Consider the following 15,627-nt stretch of genomic DNA (forward strand, 5'->3'; position numbering starts at 1 on the left):
GGCTCAGCGGCTGCCGTCGAGGAGGACGCGGGCGACCAGCGCCGGGTCGTCGTTCATGGGCACGTGCCCGCAGCCGGGCAGCCGCACCAGCCGGGCCCGCGGGATGACGCGCTTGGCGCGGACGCCCTGACGGGGTATCAGCAGCCGGTCCCGGGAGCCCCAGGCGACGGTGACGGGCAGCCCGGGCAGGTCGTCGGTGAACTGGACGGTCGCCCCGGCTCGTAGCGTCTGCGCGAACCCCTCGGCGCGGGCCAGCGCGAGCGTCTCGGCGACGACGGCCTCCGGTGAACGGCGCCCGGGGCGCGCATAGATGCTGCTCGTCAGGACGGTGCGCCCGGCGGCCGACCGGGACAGCCCCTGCACGAGCGGCAGCGGCAGCCGTCGCGCGGTCTGCCGCATCGCCGTCAGCACCCCGAACGCGTACCGCCGCTCGGCGTCGGTCCAGAACCCCGCGGGCGACAGCGCCGTGACGGACCGTACGGCCCGGCCGCGGCCCAGTTCGAGGGCCAGCAGCCCGCCCAGGGAGTTGCCCGCGACGTGCGGGCGGTCCAGGTCCAGGGCCTCGCACAGCGCGCCCAGGACGCCGCTCACCGTCGGCAGGTCGTGCGCGAGCCCGTCGGGCAGTGCCGGGGACGCGCCGAAACCGGGGAGGTCCACGGCGATCACGTCCCGCTCGGTCGCCAGGATGTCGACGACCGGGTCCCACGCCTGCCGGTGGTGGCCGATGCCGTGCAGCAGGAGCAGCGGTTCGCCGGTGCCCACGCGCGCGTAGGAGAGCGTCACGGTACGGGGGCCGTGTGCCGAGGGGACGTCGAAGGAGACCGTGGCGGACATGGTGCTGCTCCTCACCGGGATGTGCTGACGGCTGCCGGGGATATGCCGAGGGAATCCGGGATGTGCTGACGGATGCTTTCGCACTCTCGATAGACAGCTTGTCAGCAACTGCTACCGACGGGTAGCCCCTGGACGCGGGCGAGTGCTGTCGACGGGTAGTCCCCGGACGCGGGCGGCTGTTCCGCCCCCGCCGCCGGACCGCGGCCCCTGCCCGCCGCGCCGCCCCGCACGCATGTGCCGCCTGGACACGGCAGGCCCCGTCGGCTGGGATGGTCCCGTGACGACGGACTCGGACTCGGACACGGACACGGGAACGCCCGGGGAAGCGGACGCCGAAGCCACGGGCGCCGCGGTCTTCGAGGAGCACCGGCCCCTGCTCATGGGCGTCTCCTACCGCATGCTCGGCCGGGTCGCCGACGCGGAGGACGTGGTGCAGGAGGCGTGGCTGCGGTGGTCGGGCGCCGACCGGACCGGGGTGCGCGAACCGCGCGGCTACCTCGTACGCGTCACCACCCGCCTCGCCATCGACCGGCTCCGCCACCTCCGCTCGCGCCGCGAGGCGTACGTCGGCCCCTGGCTGCCCGAGCCGTACGTCACCGACTACGCCGGCACCGTCCCGGACGCCGCCGAGCGGGCGGTCCTCGCCGATTCCGTCTCCCTCGCCGTACTCGTCGTCCTGGAGTCCCTCTCGCCCCTGGAGCGCGCGGTGTTCGTGCTCAGGGAGGCGTTCGGTTACCCGTACGCCGACATCGCCGCCGTCCTCGACCGCGGCGAGGCGGCCGTCCGCCAGCTCGCGGGCCGGGCCCGCAAGCACGTCGACGAACGCAGGCCGCGCTACGAGGTCGACCCGGCCGAACGCCGCGCGCTCACCGAGCGGTTCCTCGCCGCGGCGGCCGGGGGCGACCTGGCGGGGCTGATGTCCCTGCTGGCCCCGGACGCCCGCCTGATCGGCGACAGCGGCGGCCTGGCCAAGGCGCCGGTACGGGTCATCGAGTCCGCCGACAAGGTGGCGCGGTTCCTGCACGGAGCCGCCCGCAAGGGCATCGAGGCCCCGGCCTTCCGGCTGGCGGAGATCAACGGCGGCGACGCGCTCGTGGTCCGCTCCGGCGACCACGTCGACAGCGTCTTCCAGCTGGACGTCGCGGACGGCCGCATCCAGTGCGTCTACACCATCCGCAACCCCGAGAAGCTGAGGTCCGTGCCGCCGCGCTGACCGCCCGCCCGACCGCGCGCCGTACCCATCGCTCCGCCCCGGAGCCCCGCCGTCCGCAACGGCGCGGGTCGCGCCCGTGTGCCCGTCCCGGCGCGAACGCCGTGTGAACGCCGCGCGGCGAAGAGTCTGTGCACTGCGTAAGGGATCGAGGATTGGTCTTGACCAAGGGTGTAGGCCGCCCTATGGTCGCAGAGATAGTGCAGGAACCTTTAATAAACAAGGGCGCTAAAACGCCGCCGGGCCACGGCGATCGCGGAGGACAGGGTGGGGACCACGCAGCTGGAAACGGTGCCGGAGCCTAAGTACTGGCACCTCAAGACCGTGCTCAGTGAGGCACTCGACTCCGAGTTCTCGGTGGGCGAGATCCTGCCCAACGAGCGCGACCTCGCGGCGCGCTTCGGCGTCGCCCGTGCCACCCTCCGCCAGGCCCTGGAGCAACTGGAGCTCGAGGGCCGGTTGCAGCGCCGCCGCGGGGTGGGCACCACCGTCGCCCCGCCGCGCGTGGGCGTGGCCGTCGGCACCGCACAGCACACCTGGCCGGGCGCCACCGACGACGCCTGGCAGCCCACGGACTGCACGCGCGCGGTGCCGCCCGGGCCGGTCGCCCGGATGCTGGGCGCGGACCGCGGCGAGACGGTGCACACGGTGCGCCGCTCCCGGGTCACCCACGGACAGCCGGTCGCCGCCGAACTGCTCTACATCCCGGCCTCCTCGGTGCCGGACCTCTCCTCCATAGACGCGCCCTCGGGAGCGGCACGCGCGCGTGCCGTGCTGCGGGAGTTGCAGCGCCTGGAGCTGGAGGGCCAGGACCGCGCCGTCGAGCTCGGTTCGGCACGGGCGGACGACGCCAAGGAACTGGACCGCCTCCCCGGCGCCCCCGTCCTCGTCGTCACCACGCGCTTCTTCGCCGAGGGCCGCACGGCGGCGGTCTCCCTGGCCACCTACCGCGCCGACACCTGCCGGCTGACGTTCGGCGACTCCGGCGGCGTGGAGATACACCACGACCCGGAGCGCCGCGCCTCCTGAGCGGCCCCGTCCGAGACCAGAACGTGTGCGGCCCACCCCGACCGGGGTGGGCCGCACACGTGCTCAGCGCCGGGCGGTGACGGTGCCCTCCACCGCGAAGAGCTGCTCCTCCACGTGGTCCAGGGCCAGCCGCAGCGCACCCGTGGCGATCGCCGCCTCGCCCAGCCGGGACAGCGCCACCTTCGGCGGCCGCAGACAGTAGCGGGCCAGCTCCTTGCGCAGCGGCTCCAGGACACCGTCGAGACCGGCCGCCCAGCCGCCGATCACCACCAGTTCGGGATCGAGGGCGAGCACGAGCGCGGCCACGTCGTGGACCAGCCGCTGGATGAAGCGGTCGACGGCCGCGCAGGCCCGCCGGTCGCCCTCGCGCGCGAGCGCGAAGACATCGGCGACCGCCTGCTCGTCCAGGGGGTGCAGCGGCTCGTCCGTGGTCGACAGCAGCGTCTCCGGAGTGGCCTCACGGCCCAGCAGGTGCAGGGCGCCGATCTCGCCCGCCGCCCCGCCGTACCCCCGGTGCAGCCGCCCGCCGATCAGGGAACCGGCGCCCGGACTCAGCCCGGCCAGCACGAACACGATGTCGTCGGACTCCGTCGCGGCGCCCTTCCAGTGCTCGGCGACCGCCGCCGCGTTGGCGTCGTTCTCCACCAGCACCGGGCACTTGAAGGAACGGCTCAGCCGCTCGCCCAGCCTGAGCCCCGTCCAGTCGGGCAGCGCCGTGCCCAGGCGCACCGTGCCGTCCGCGTCCAGGATCCCGGGGCTGCCCACACCGACCGCCCACAGGGAGTCGCGGGCGACGCCCGCCCGGCGCAGCAGCTCGGCGACGGTGCCGCGCAGCCGGTCCAGGCGCTCGTCCGCCGACGCCGTCTCGCCGACGTCCTTCGACATGGCGCCCATGATCCGGCCGTCCAGGTCGGCGAGGAGCGCGGAGACCCGGTGCGGGCCGATCTCCAGGCCCAGCAGATGGCCCGCCTCGACCCGGAACCTGAAGCGCCGGGCCGGCCGTCCCTGCCGCCGGGCGGCGGACTCGTCGGCCGCCTGCTCGACCACCAGACCGCCCTCGATCAGACCCTCGACGACGCCCTCGACGGTCGGCCGGGACAGCCCCGTCACCCGGGTGATCTCGGTGAGTGTCGCGCGGTCCGTGGCACGCAGCGCGTGCAGCACCACCGCGGAATTGATCCTTCGCAGCAGAGAGGGGTCCCCGCCGGTCAACCGCCCCAACGTCCGTCCTCCCAGCTCGTGCGCGTGTTGGCCGGATCGTACTCGGCGCGGCGGGCCCCGGCGAGTGCCCGGCGGTCTCCCCACGGTATCGGCGGTACCGGGTCAGCCGGGAGACACGAACCCGGACTCGTACGCCGTGATGACCGCCTGGGTGCGGTCCCGCGCCCCCAGCTTCGCCAGTACGGCGCTGACGTGGGACTTGACCGTCTCCGTCCCGACGGTCAGCCGGGCGGCGATCTCCGCGTTGGACAGCCCACGGGCCATCAGCCGCAGCACCTCCGCCTCCCGCTCGGTCAGGGACGCCCGCTCGACGACCGCCCGCGCCGCCGGATTGCCCGCCCCCTGCCCGTACGAGGCCGCCAACTGCCGTACGGACGCCGGGAACAGCAGCGACTCGCCCTCGGCCACCAGCCGCACCGCGTGCACGATCTCGGCGGGCCGCGCCCGCTTCAGCAGGAACCCGTCGGCACCCGCGCGCAGCGCCTCGTAGACATACTCGTCGTTCTCGAACGTCGTGACGACGACAATCTTCGGCGGCTCGGCGACGGTCCGCAGCACCGCGCGCGTGGCCTCGATGCCGTCCATCAGCGGCATCCGTACGTCCATCGCGACCACGTCGGGCCGCAGCCGCCGCACCAGCGGGATCACCGCCGCGCCGTCGGCCGCCTCCCCGACGACCTCGATGTCCGGCTCCGCCTCCAGCACGGCACGCAGCCCCGCGCGCACGAGCGGTTCGTCGTCGACGAGAAGAACGGTGACCGGCATCCGGTCAGCGTAGATGAGCGGGGCGGCCACGTCCGGGCCACGTCCGGTGCGCTTCGGACGCCACGGGACGGGGACGGACCCTCAGGGTCTTCGGCCGGCCGGCAGGCTCACCGAGACCAGCCAGTCGCCGTCGGCGGGGCCGGTGTGCGCGTGGCCGCCGAGGAGGGCCGCGCGCTCGCGTATGCCGCGCAGGCCGCTGCCCCGACCGGGGCCCGGGACCTCGGCGGTCAGCGGATTGCGGACCTCCAGGCCGAGCCGGCCGTCCGCGACGGCGATACGGACCAGCACCGGCACACTGCCGGCGTGCCGCACCACGTTGGTCAGCGACTCCTGGAGGATGCGGTAGCCCTCGCGGGAGACGGGGCCCGCGACCGCCTCCACCGGGCCCGTGACCTCGGCGTCCACCTTCGCTCCCGACAGCCGCGCCGACTCCAGGAGCCGGTCCGCCTCGGCCAGCGTCGGACGGCTGCTCGCCGGGCGCTCCGCCTCGCGCAGCACGCCCAGCACCCGCTCCAGATCCTCCAGCGCCGCCCGGCCGGTCTCCTCGATGGCACAGAGGGCCCGGTCGGTGAACGCCGGATCGCCCGCCGCGCGGGCCGCGCCCGCCTGCACCACCGCGACGGTCAGCGCGTGACCGATCGAGTCGTGCAGCTCACGGGCTATCCGGTTGCGCTCCAGGAGTTGTTCGGTGCGCTCTTCCAGGGCGGCCAGACGCTCGGTGGGGGAGGGGCCGAGGAGCCGGCGGGCCGTCGCCGTGACCAGCTCGCCGAGTCCGACCACCGTGCCGTAGAAGGCGAGCACCGGCAGCGGGACGAGCAGCGCCCAGGCCCAGTGCGGCTGGCTTACCGTCAGGATGGGGCTGTCGACCGGGCGCCACGCGGCCGTGGCCAGATCCACCGCGGTCACGGGCAGCCAGACGGTCAGCGCGCACGCCGCACCGCCCAGCAGCAGGCGCGCCTCCAGCCAGAGCACGGTGCGCCCGCGGTCCCGCCAGGTGGCCGAGGGCGCGACCGAGAAGTCCGGGTCCCCTGCGTCCCGTCCGCTCGCCGCGAGCATGTACCGCGCCTGCACGCCCTCGCCCCGCCGCACGGCCGGGACCAGCCCCACCGGAGCCAGGAGCAGCGCGGGCACCCAGGGCTTGGCGGGGGCGATGAACATCCACACGCTGAAGAACGCCACCGGCACCCACAGGTGCAACCAGCGTGTGTACGTCGCCCTCCGCAGCAGAGGGCGCAGAAAGCGGGCCATGACCTCATCGTGGCAGCCCGCACCGCCCGTGGGCCTCCCCCGAGCGGGGGAAACGGTCTCCACCCGCGGGGGAGGACCCTCTCCACCCGACCGGCCACGCTTGGGCCATGACCAGCATCGACGTCCACGACCTGACCAAGGAGTACGGCTCCCGGCGCGCTGTCGACCGGCTCACCTTCAGCGTTCTGCCCGGCCGCGTCACGGGTTTCCTCGGCCCCAACGGCGCGGGCAAGTCCACCACCATGCGGCTCGTCCTGGGCCTCGACCGGCCCACGTCCGGCACCGCCACCGTCGGCGGCCGTGCCTACGCCACGCTCGACGAGCCGCTGCGCCGGGTCGGCGCCCTGCTCGACGCGCGGGCCGCGCACGGTTCGCGGACCGCGCGCGACCACCTGCGGGCGCTCGCCCTCAGCAACCGCATCCCGGAGCGGCGCGTGGACGAGGTGCTGGCGGAGACGGGCCTCGCCGCCGTCGCGCGGCGCCGTGTGAAGACGTACTCCCTCGGCATGCGCCAGCGCCTCGGCATCGCCGCCGCGCTCCTCGGCGACCCGCCCGTGGTGCTGCTCGACGAACCCGCCAACGGGCTCGACCCCGAAGGCATCGTCTGGATCCGGGAGTTGCTGCACCGGCTGGCGCGCGAGGGCCGCACCGTCCTCGTCGCCAGCCATCTGATGAGCGAGACCGCCGCCTTCGCCGATCACCTGGTCGTCCTCGGCCGGGGACGGCTGCTCGCGGACACCCCGATGCGGGAGTTCGTGCACGCGCGCGTGGCGCCCGGTGTCCGGGTGCGCAGCACCGACGGGGCGGCGCTCGGCGCGCTGCTCGCCCGGCACGGACACGAGGCCGTCGACGGCGGGGACGGCCGGTGGACCGTCCGCCACGCGCGCGTGGCGGACATCGGGCACCTCGTCTCCGGCGCGGGCCTGCCGATCCTCGAACTCACCGCCGAGGAGGCCACCCTGGAGCAGGCATATCTCGGTCTGACCGCGTCCGCCGCCGAGTTCACGGCCGACGCGGCACCGGCAGTCGCGGTGCCCGCGGTCTCCCCGAACCGTTACCCGGAGGTCTGACCATGCCGTTCGTACCCGTGCTCCACGCGGAGTGGATCAAGATCCGGTCGCTGCGCCCGCTCGTCACCGCGCTGGGCGCCGTCCTGCTCGTCACGGCGGCCTTCTCCGCGCTCGCCGGACTCGACGACTCCGGGGGCGGCTCGGACGACCCGCTGTTCTCGGCCTTCTTCGGGGTCAGTTTCGGGCAGATCGCGGCCATCGCGTTCGGCGTGCAGGCCGTCTCGGCCGAGTTCCAGGGCGGCGCGCTGCGCGTGTCCCTGGCCGCGGTGCCGCACCGGCTGCGGTGGTTCCTGGCCAAGGCGGTGGCGATCGCCGTACCCGTCCTGGCCGTCGGCCTGCTGACCGGCGTGGCCGCCCTGGGCGTGGGCAGGGCGACACTCGGCGCCCGGTGGTCCGAGGTGACCTGGGGCGAAGGGCTGCGGGGCGTCGTGGGCTGCGGTGTCTACCTCGCCCTCATGGCCCTGTTCGCGGCCGGTCTGACGGCCCTGCTGCGCAGTGGTGTCGCCACGCTGAGCATCCTCGTGCCGTTCCTGCTCATCGTCTCCTTCGTGGTCGGCGGGGTCTCGGGCTCCGCCGCCGACTTCCTGCCGGACAAGGCGGGCCAGGTCGTCCTGCACGCCACCTCGGACGGCGCCCTCGGCCCGTGGACCGGGCTCGCCGTGACCGCGCTCTGGACGGCGGCGGCCCTGACGGCGGGCGCGTGGAGCGTACGGCACCGGGACGCCTGAGCGGCGGGGTGTGGAGCGTACGCGGTGCCGGGACGCCTGACCGGCGGGCGTACGCCGGTCGGTCGTCGGCCATCCCCGCGCTGACGGGCCGCCAATTGTCAGTGGCGGCCGGTTTACTGGACGTCATGACCATCGCGCGGCATCTCGCCACGATCGACCGGCTGTGCTCCCGTCCCTTCCCCGCGGAGCACGGCCGGTCGGACGCCGGCTCGGAGGGACCCGGTTACCACCTGGCCGAGCTGGCGACGAGCGGCGACTTCTGGGACGGCGACCTCACGGCCGTGGAGGAGACGGAGGAGCAGTACGAGGCGGAGCGTGACGCCCTTTCGGAGCGGCTGGCCGACCGCTGGGGCACACCGCAGCGGTTCAGCCTGTGGAGCATCTTCGAGCGGTCGCAGTCCGGTGAGCAGATACCCGAGCCGTGGGGCACGCTCGGCTCGCACGTGCCCGACGTGCACCTGTGGCAGGTGAAGGCGGACGGGGGCGACCGGTGGGTGGCCCTGGGGGTGTCGCAGTGGGACCGGGAGCTGCCGTTCCAACTCGTCGCCGTCGTCACGACGGTGGACCCGCCCTGAGGGGTGTGACGCGGCCGGGCGGGGGACGGAGGGGAGAGGGACGGAGGGGAGGGCGAGGCCGGGCCGCCGGTGCTCCGGTGGCGTCAGCCTCTCCGGGCCCCGTCCCGCGGACGCCGCGCCTCCGGCACTCCGTCCCGCGGACGCCGCGCCTCCGGCACTCCGTCCTGCGGGTCCCGCGCCTCCGGCACTCCGTCCTGCGGACCCCGTGCCTCTGGCACTGTGTGCGCGGACTCGGCCGCCACGCGCAGGCGGGCGAATTCCTCCGCCATCGTCGCCGCCGTCCAATGGGCGTTCAGGCCGCTGGGGTTGGGCAGTACCCACACGCTGCTGCCGCCGATCGTCCGCTCCTGGGGGCCGATCCGGGCCTTGCGGTCGCCGAACGCGGCGCGGTAGGCGGTCACGCCCACCACCGCCAGCCAGCGCGGGCGCAGCCGCGTCACCCTGGCGGTGAGCGCGCGCCCGCCCTCGACGTACTCCTCGGCCGACAGCTCGTCCGCCCGCGCGGTCGCCCGGGCCACCACGTTCGTGATGCCGAGCCCGTACGTGAGCAGTTCGTCCTGCTCGGCCGGTTTCAGCAGCCGGGGCGTGAAGCCGGACAGGTGCAGCACCGGCCAGAACCGGTTGCCGGGGCGGGCGAAGTGGTGGCCGGTGGCCGCGGTCATCAGACCGGGGTTGATACCGCAGAACAGGACGCGGAGGCCGGCCGCGGCGATGTCCGGCACGAGCCGGTCGCGGGCGGCCTCCAGGTCCGCGGGCGTCAGCCGGGTCAGAGGATCGCTCCCGGGGTGTAGCCGGCCGCCTCCGGGTGCTGCTTGACGATCTCCTCGATGCGGCCGGTCACGGCGGCCACCTGGCCGGCGGCGGCGCCCGTGAACGACAGCTTGTCGGCCATCAGCGCCTCCAGGCCGGCGCGGTCGAGCGGGATGCGCTCGTCGGCGGCGAGCTTGTCGAGCAGGTCGTTGCGCTCGGCGCCCTGCTCGCGCATGGCGAGGGCCGTGGCGACCGCGTTCTCCTTGATGGCCTCGTGCGCGACCTCGCGGCCGACGCCCGCCCGCACCGCGCCCATCAGGACCTTGGTGGTGGCCAGGAAGGGCAGGTAACGGTCCAGTTCACGGGCGACGACGGCCGGGAACGCGCCGAACTCGTCGAGCACGGTGAGGAAGGTCTCCAGCAGGCCGTCCAGGGCGAAGAACGCGTCCGGCAGGGCGACCCGGCGCACCACGGAGCAGGACACGTCGCCCTCGTTCCACTGGTCGCCCGCCAGCTCGCCCGTCATCGAGGCGTAGCCGCGCAGGATCACCATGAGGCCGTTGACGCGCTCGCAGGAGCGGGTGTTCATCTTGTGCGGCATCGCGGAGGAGCCGACCTGGCCGGGCTTGAAGCCCTCGGTGACCAGCTCGTGCCCGGCCATCAGCCGGATGGTCTTGGCCAGCGAGGACGGGGCGGCGGCGAGCTGCACCAGCGCGGTCACGACCTCGTAGTCCAGCGAGCGCGGGTACACCTGGCCGACGGAGGTGAACGCCTGCGAGAAGCCGAGGTGCCCGGCGATCCGCTGCTCCAGGTCGGCCAGCTTCGCCGCGTCACCGCCGAGCAGGTCGAGCATGTCCTGCGCCGTGCCGACCGGGCCCTTGATCCCGCGCAGCGGGTAGCGGCCGAGCAGCTCCTCGACGCGTCCGTGGGCGACCAGCAGCTCGTCGGCGGCGGTCGCGAAGCGCTTGCCGAGGGTGGTGGCCTGCGCGGCGACGTTGTGCGAGCGGCCCGCCATGACCAGCTCGCCGTACTCGCCGGCCAGCTTGCCGAGCCGGGCCAGGACGGCCACCGTACGGTCGCGCACCAGCTCCAGGGAGAGCCGGATCTGCAACTGCTCGACGTTCTCGGTGAGGTCGCGGGAGGTCATGCCCTTGTGCACGTGCTCGTGCCCGGCGAGGTCGTTGAACTCCTCGATCCGCGCCTTCACGTCGTGCCGCGTGACCTTCTCGCGCTCCGCGATCGAGGCCAGGTCGACCTGGTCGAGGACGCGCTCGTAGTCGGCGAGCGCGGTGTCCGGGACGTCGATCCCGAGGTCCTTCTGGGCGCGCAGCACGGCGAGCCAGAGCTGACGCTCCAGCCTCACCTTCTGCTCGGGGGACCAGAGCGTGGCGAGCTCGGCGGAGGCGTAGCGTCCGGCGAGGACGTTCGGGATACGGGGCTTGGCAGGCGCGGCAGTCACGTGGACGGAGTCTACTGGCGATTTGTGCAGGCCAGCGCCGCGGGGTTCTTCGTCGGAAGCTACGAGAGAGCCGCGAGGGACCAACGAGAGAGCCGCGAGGGACCGAGGAGGGGGCCGCGAACGACCTCCGGGGAAGCTATGCGGGGGCGTCGGCCAGCTCCGCGAGGATGTCGCCGTGGCACAGCTCGGGGGCGCACCAGCAGGCCAGCATCCGGTCCCGCAGCGCCGGTACCAGGGCCAGCAGGTCGGGCCGCGCCAGCAGGTACTCCCGGTACTTGACCATGATCTCGGCCCGGGTGCCGTCGCGCTTCCTGGTGGCGGTGTCGTAGGCGAACGGGTTGTACAGCGGGTGCTGCGGCAGGTCCCAGTGGCCCATGGTCCAGCGGCGCCCGACGTAGACCAGGTCGGCGGGGGCGTGCTCGAGACGTGGGCCGTACTCGCGGATGTGCCCCTTGAGATTGATCACGGAGGTGCTCACGGGACCGATCCTAGTTTTCCGGCCGCTCCCAGGGCAGCAGCTCCGGGCGCTTGGCCGGGCGGCCGTCGCCCGAGGAGCGGCCCGTCAGCCGGCGGCCGATCCACGGCAGCAGGTACTGCCGGGCGAACCGGGCGTCGGCGACGCGGCGCGCGGCCCAGCCGGGCGGCGGGGTGGGCGGCATCGGGGTGTGCCAGTCGGCGTCCTCCGCCTCGTGACCGAGGGTCTGCCAGACTGCCTCCGCGACGCGGCGGTGCCCCTCGGCGGTCAGGTGCAGCCGGTCCACGTCCCACAGTCGGGGATCGCTCAGGGACGGCGCCCCGTACAGGTCGACGACGATCGCGCCGTGCCGGGCCGCGAGCTCGTCGACGCAGGCGAACAGCTCCTCCATGCGCGGCCGGAACCGTTCGAGCACCGGACCGTTGCGGCCCGGGCTGCGCATGAGCACGAGCTGCTTGCAGGCCGGGGCGAGCCGTTCGACGGCCTCCTCCAGCAGACCGCGCACCCGCGCCATGTCGCACTTCGGCCGCAGGGTGTCGTTGAGCCCGCCGACCAGCGTGATCACGTCGGACTCCATGGCGGCGGCCAGCGGCACCTGCTCGTCGACTATCTGCTGGATCAGCTTGCCGCGCACCGCCAGGTTCGCGTACCGGAAGCCGGGTGTCCGGGCGGCCATCCGCGCCGCGAGGAGATCGGCCCAGCCGCGGTACGAACCGTCGGGCATGAGGTCCGACATGCCCTCGGTGAAGGAGTCGCCGACCGCGACAAGACTGGTGTAGGTGGCATTCGTCTGCATGGCGACAACGATGGTAACCCGGTTCCATACCCGGTGGTCGGCCCGGCCGACCACCGGGTATGGACGGTCCGGCGTCAGGCCGGCTGGCCGAAGAGCTGGCGCAGTACGTCCTCCATGGTCACCAGGCCGGAGAGGCGGCCGTCCTCGCCGACCACGGCCGCCAGATGCGTACGGCTCCTGCGCATCGCCGTCAGGACGTCGTCCAGCGGCGCGTCCTCGCGGATCCGCGCGATGGGCCGCATGTCCCTGATCGCGAACGCCCTGTCGTGCGGCACCGCGTCGAGGGCGTCCTTGACGTGCAGGTAGCCGACGATCCTGCGGGCCTCGTCCACCACGGGGAAGCGGGAGAAGCCGGACTCCGCCGACAGCCGCTCCAGCTGCTCGGCCGTGATGCCCACGCGCGCGTAGACGACCTGTTGCAGCGGGAGGACGACGTCGCGCACGGGCCGCCGGCCCAGTTCCAGGGCGTCGTTCAGCCGCTCGCGGGCGCGGTCGTCGATGAGTCCGGCCTCGCCGGCGTCCCTGACGAGCCGGGCCAGCTCGTCGTCCGAGAAGGTGGCCGCGACCTCGTCCTTCGCCTCCACCTTGAGCAGCTTCAGGAGCCCGTTGGCGAAGGCGTTCACCGCGAAGATCACCGGACGCAGCGCCCGCGACAGGGCGACCAGCGGCGGGCCGAGCAGCAGCGCGGTCCGCACCGGCTCCGCCAGCGCGACGTTCTTCGGCACCATCTCACCGAGCAGCATGTGCAGATACGTGGCGAGGGCGAGCGCGATCACGAACGAGACGGCGTGACCGGCACCCTCGGGCACGCCCACCGCGTGGAACACCGGCTCCAGCAGGTGGGCGATCGCCGGTTCGGCGACGACGCCGAGGATCAGCGTGCACAGGGTGATGCCGAGCTGGGCGGCCGCGAGCAGCGCGGAGACGTGCCGCAGGCCCCACAGCACGCTGCGCGCCCGGCGGTCGCCGTCCTCGGCGTGCGGCTCGATCTGGCTGCGGCGGACCGAGATCAGGGCGAACTCGGCGCCCACGAAGAAGGCGTTCACGACGAGCGTGGCGAGCCCGATCAGCAACTGGACGACGGTCATCGGCCGACCTCCTTCTCGTCGCCGCGGCTCCGACGGCGAGCGCGACGCCCGCCACGCCCGCCGTCACGCCTGCCGTCACGCCTGCCGCCACGCCCGCCGTCACGTCCGCCGTCACGTCCGCTCCCGCGTCCATCGTCGCGTCCGCTCTCGTACGCGCCGCCGTGTCCGCCGTCGCGCTCGCCGTCGTGATCGCCTTCGTCCCGCGGCGCGTGCAGCAGGACCCGGGCCGCCCGCCGTCCGGAGGCGTCCGTCACCTCGAGGAGCCAGCCGGCCACCTCGACCCGGTCGCCCTTGGCCGGTATCCGGCCGAGCTCGCTCGCGACCAGGCCGGCCAGCGTTTCGTACGGCCCGTCCGGCACCCGCAGTCCGACCCGCGCGAGCTGGTCGGTACGGGCCGCGCCGTCGGCCGAGTACAGCTCGCGCTCCCCGGTGTCCCTGCCCGCCGGTACCAGGTCGGGCGTCTCGTGCGGATCGTGCTCGTCCCGCACCTCGCCGACGACCTCCTCGACGATGTCCTCCAGCGTGGCCACGCCGGCCGTGCCGCCGTACTCGTCGATGACCACGGCCATCGTGCGCCTGCCGGAGAGCCGGTCCAGGAGCCGGTCGACGGTGAGCGTCTCGGGCACGAACAGCGGCTCGCGCAGAATGTGCGAGACGGAGGTCTGCGCCCGGCGCTCCGCGGGGACGGTCAGCACGTCCCTGATGTGTACGACACCGGCGACGGAGTCGAGCGTGTCCCGGAACACCGGGAACCGGGAGAGACCGGTCGCCCGCGTCGCGTTCGCCACGTCCGCGCAGGTCGCCTGGAGGTCGAGGGCGATGACCTGGACGCGCGGCGTCATCACGTTCTCCGCGGTCAGGTCGGCGAGGTTCAGGGTGCGTACAAACAGTTCCGCGGTGTCCGCCTCCAGGGCGCCCTCCCTGGCTGAGTGCCGGGCCAGGGCCATCAGCTCCTGGGGGCTGCGCGTGGAGGCCAGCTCCTCGGCGGGCTCGATGCCGAGGCGGCGCACGACACGGTTGGCCGTGTTGTTGAGATGGGTGATGAAGGGACGGAACGCGGCGCTGAACCAGCGCTGCGCGTTCGCCACCCGCTTGGCCACCGCCAGCGGCGAGGAGATCGCCCAGTTCTTGGGCACCAGCTCGCCGACGACCATCAGGAAGACGGTTGACAGGGCCGTACCGATGACCAGCGCGACCGAATGCGTCGCGGAGGCGGGGACGCCGACGGCCGCCAGCGGTCCGGCGATCAGTACGGCGATGGACGGCTCGGCGAGCATGCCGACCACCAGGTTCGTCACCGTGATGCCGAGCTGCGCGCCGGAGAGCTGGAAGGTCAGATTGCGTACGGCCCTGAGCGCGCCGGCCGCGCCCCGCTCGCCGCGCTCCACGGCCTCTTCCAGCTCGCCGCGCTCGACGGTGGTCAGGGAGAACTCTGCCGCGACGAAGGCGCCGCAGGCCAGGGAGAGCAGGATCGCCACCCCGAGGAGAAGCACTTCGGTCATCGGGTCACCTCCGTCCCATGGTCGGTCAGTGGCGGAAAGATCGCGCGGTGCCGGGCGCCGGGAGAACGACGCTGCCGATGACTGGGAGGCTCGCCCATGGGCGGACGCTCACACCTTTCCATGGAGGTGACGACTGGGATGCGTGATCGTCCATGGTAAAGGATCGGCAAAGTCGCTCGCTCGCTCATTCGTCCCCGGCCGCTCACTCGTCCCCGGCCGCTCGATCATCCGGCCACCCGGTCACCGGGCTGCTCGATCGCCCAGTCGCTCGGCCGCCCGGTCACTCGATCACCCGGTCATTCGATCAATCGGTCAATCGGTCAATGGCTTCACCCAACGGCGCCACTGCTCCTCGGGCGTGTACCCCGCAGCCCGCCAGGCATGATGAGCCGTCTCGTTGCGCTGCAACACCATGGCGTCGCCTCGGCGCCCGCCGAGCGCGGCGAAGCGCTCCTCGGCGGCGGCCAGCAGCGCCGAGCCGATCCCCCGGCGGCGCCGCCCGGGGTGGACCGCCAGCCGGTACAGATGGCAGCGCCAGCCGTCGAAGCCCGCGATGACCGTGCCGACGAGTTCCGCGCCTCCCACGGCCGGTGTCTCAGCGTCTCCTCCGGCCGGTGTCTCCGCGTCTCCTCCGGCCGGTATCTCCGCCAGGATCAGCGACTGCGGGTCACGGGCCACCAGGCGCTCCACGCCGGCTCGGTCGTCGCTGATGCTCGTGCCCTCGGCGGCCGTCTTCCAGAAGGCCAGCACGGTGTCCAGATCCTCGGGCGTCGCGGCCCTGATGCGCAGCTCACGGTGTTCGCTCATGGCCGTGATCCCACCACGGTCGATCAAGGCGGCAGCGGCAATTCCACATCCCGGACGGCCACGGCGGGGT

The 15,627-nt window shown here is 73.6% G+C and carries 15 protein-coding genes and 1 pseudogene; 5 read left to right on the plus strand and 11 right to left on the minus strand.

Annotated features, from left to right (window positions below; translation table 11 throughout):
* Positions 1–3: 3 nt before the first annotated feature.
* The gene (locus tag ACFV6E_RS00470) at positions 4–834 is read right to left on the minus strand and encodes an alpha/beta fold hydrolase (protein WP_385168701.1); all 831 of its coding nucleotides are present in this window, start codon (positions 832–834) and stop codon (positions 4–6) included.
* Between the two features lie 277 nt (positions 835–1,111).
* On the opposite strand from ACFV6E_RS00470, the gene sigJ reads away from it, so the two are divergent.
* Positions 1,112–2,047: an RNA polymerase sigma factor SigJ gene (gene sigJ, locus ACFV6E_RS00475; RefSeq protein ID WP_385458547.1), complete on the plus strand. Its 936-nt coding sequence runs from the start codon at positions 1,112–1,114 to the stop codon at positions 2,045–2,047.
* Positions 2,048–2,311: 264 nt separating this feature from the next.
* Entirely contained in the window at positions 2,312–3,073 is a 762-nt protein-coding gene (locus ACFV6E_RS00480; protein ID WP_385168707.1) for a GntR family transcriptional regulator, read from the plus strand.
* Between the two features lie 63 nt (positions 3,074–3,136).
* Here ACFV6E_RS00480 and ACFV6E_RS00485 read toward each other — a convergent pair whose 3' ends face one another.
* The 3 genes from ACFV6E_RS00485 to ACFV6E_RS00495 form a co-directional block, all read right to left on the minus strand.
* Positions 3,137–4,294 carry an ROK family protein gene (locus ACFV6E_RS00485; RefSeq protein ID WP_385175965.1) on the minus strand — a complete coding sequence of 386 codons (1,158 nt, stop codon included), beginning with the start codon at positions 4,292–4,294 and terminating at the stop codon, positions 3,137–3,139.
* 102 nt (positions 4,295–4,396) lie between these two features.
* Entirely contained in the window at positions 4,397–5,059 is a 663-nt protein-coding gene (locus tag ACFV6E_RS00490) for a response regulator (RefSeq protein WP_385175962.1), read from the minus strand.
* Between the two features lie 81 nt (positions 5,060–5,140).
* Positions 5,141–6,307 carry a sensor histidine kinase gene (locus ACFV6E_RS00495; RefSeq protein ID WP_385458549.1) on the minus strand — a complete coding sequence of 389 codons (1,167 nt, stop codon included), beginning with the start codon at positions 6,305–6,307 and terminating at the stop codon, positions 5,141–5,143.
* 107 nt (positions 6,308–6,414) lie between these two features.
* On the opposite strand from ACFV6E_RS00495, the gene ACFV6E_RS00500 reads away from it, so the two are divergent.
* The 3 genes from ACFV6E_RS00500 (at position 6,415) to ACFV6E_RS00510 (ending at position 8,680) form a co-directional block, all read left to right on the plus strand.
* The gene (locus ACFV6E_RS00500; protein WP_385175957.1) at positions 6,415–7,377 is read left to right on the plus strand and encodes an ATP-binding cassette domain-containing protein; all 963 of its coding nucleotides are present in this window, start codon (positions 6,415–6,417) and stop codon (positions 7,375–7,377) included.
* A 2-nt stretch (positions 7,378–7,379) separates the two neighbouring features.
* A complete protein-coding gene (locus ACFV6E_RS00505) occupies positions 7,380–8,105 on the plus strand; it encodes an ABC transporter permease (RefSeq protein ID WP_385175955.1) in 726 nt (241 codons plus the stop codon).
* 125 nt (positions 8,106–8,230) lie between these two features.
* The gene (locus ACFV6E_RS00510; protein ID WP_385175951.1) at positions 8,231–8,680 is read left to right on the plus strand and encodes a hypothetical protein; all 450 of its coding nucleotides are present in this window, start codon (positions 8,231–8,233) and stop codon (positions 8,678–8,680) included.
* 230 nt (positions 8,681–8,910) lie between these two features.
* Here the strand turns inward: ACFV6E_RS00510 and mug are convergent.
* The 7 genes and pseudogenes from mug to ACFV6E_RS00545 all read right to left on the minus strand — a co-directional run.
* Positions 8,911–9,441 (minus strand): annotated as a pseudogene (gene mug, locus ACFV6E_RS00515) (G/U mismatch-specific DNA glycosylase); the annotation flags it as partial.
* 5 nt (positions 9,442–9,446) lie between these two features.
* Complete coding sequence (purB, locus tag ACFV6E_RS00520) at positions 9,447–10,889, minus strand: adenylosuccinate lyase (RefSeq protein WP_385175948.1); 1,443 nt, start codon at positions 10,887–10,889, stop codon at positions 9,447–9,449.
* A gap of 136 nt (positions 10,890–11,025) precedes the next feature.
* Positions 11,026–11,367, minus strand: a complete 342-nt coding sequence (locus tag ACFV6E_RS00525; RefSeq protein ID WP_385175945.1) for a DUF4326 domain-containing protein — start codon at positions 11,365–11,367, stop codon at positions 11,026–11,028.
* Positions 11,368–11,377: 10 nt separating this feature from the next.
* Complete coding sequence (locus ACFV6E_RS00530) at positions 11,378–12,160, minus strand: SGNH/GDSL hydrolase family protein (RefSeq protein WP_385175943.1); 783 nt, start codon at positions 12,158–12,160, stop codon at positions 11,378–11,380.
* Between the two features lie 74 nt (positions 12,161–12,234).
* A complete protein-coding gene (locus tag ACFV6E_RS00535) occupies positions 12,235–13,248 on the minus strand; it encodes a hemolysin family protein (protein ID WP_385175940.1) in 1,014 nt (337 codons plus the stop codon).
* Entirely contained in the window at positions 13,245–14,750 is a 1,506-nt protein-coding gene (locus ACFV6E_RS00540; protein ID WP_385458551.1) for a hemolysin family protein, read from the minus strand. Before ACFV6E_RS00540 ends, ACFV6E_RS00535 begins: the two co-directional genes overlap by 4 nt.
* A 312-nt stretch (positions 14,751–15,062) precedes the next feature.
* Positions 15,063–15,557, minus strand: a complete 495-nt coding sequence (locus ACFV6E_RS00545; RefSeq protein ID WP_385175935.1) for a GNAT family N-acetyltransferase — start codon at positions 15,555–15,557, stop codon at positions 15,063–15,065.
* Between the last annotated feature and the right edge of the window lie 70 nt (positions 15,558–15,627).

It is taken from the genome of Streptomyces sp. NPDC059785 (assembly GCF_042732375.1).
In the GTDB taxonomy this organism is placed as follows: domain Bacteria; phylum Actinomycetota; class Actinomycetes; order Streptomycetales; family Streptomycetaceae; genus Streptomyces.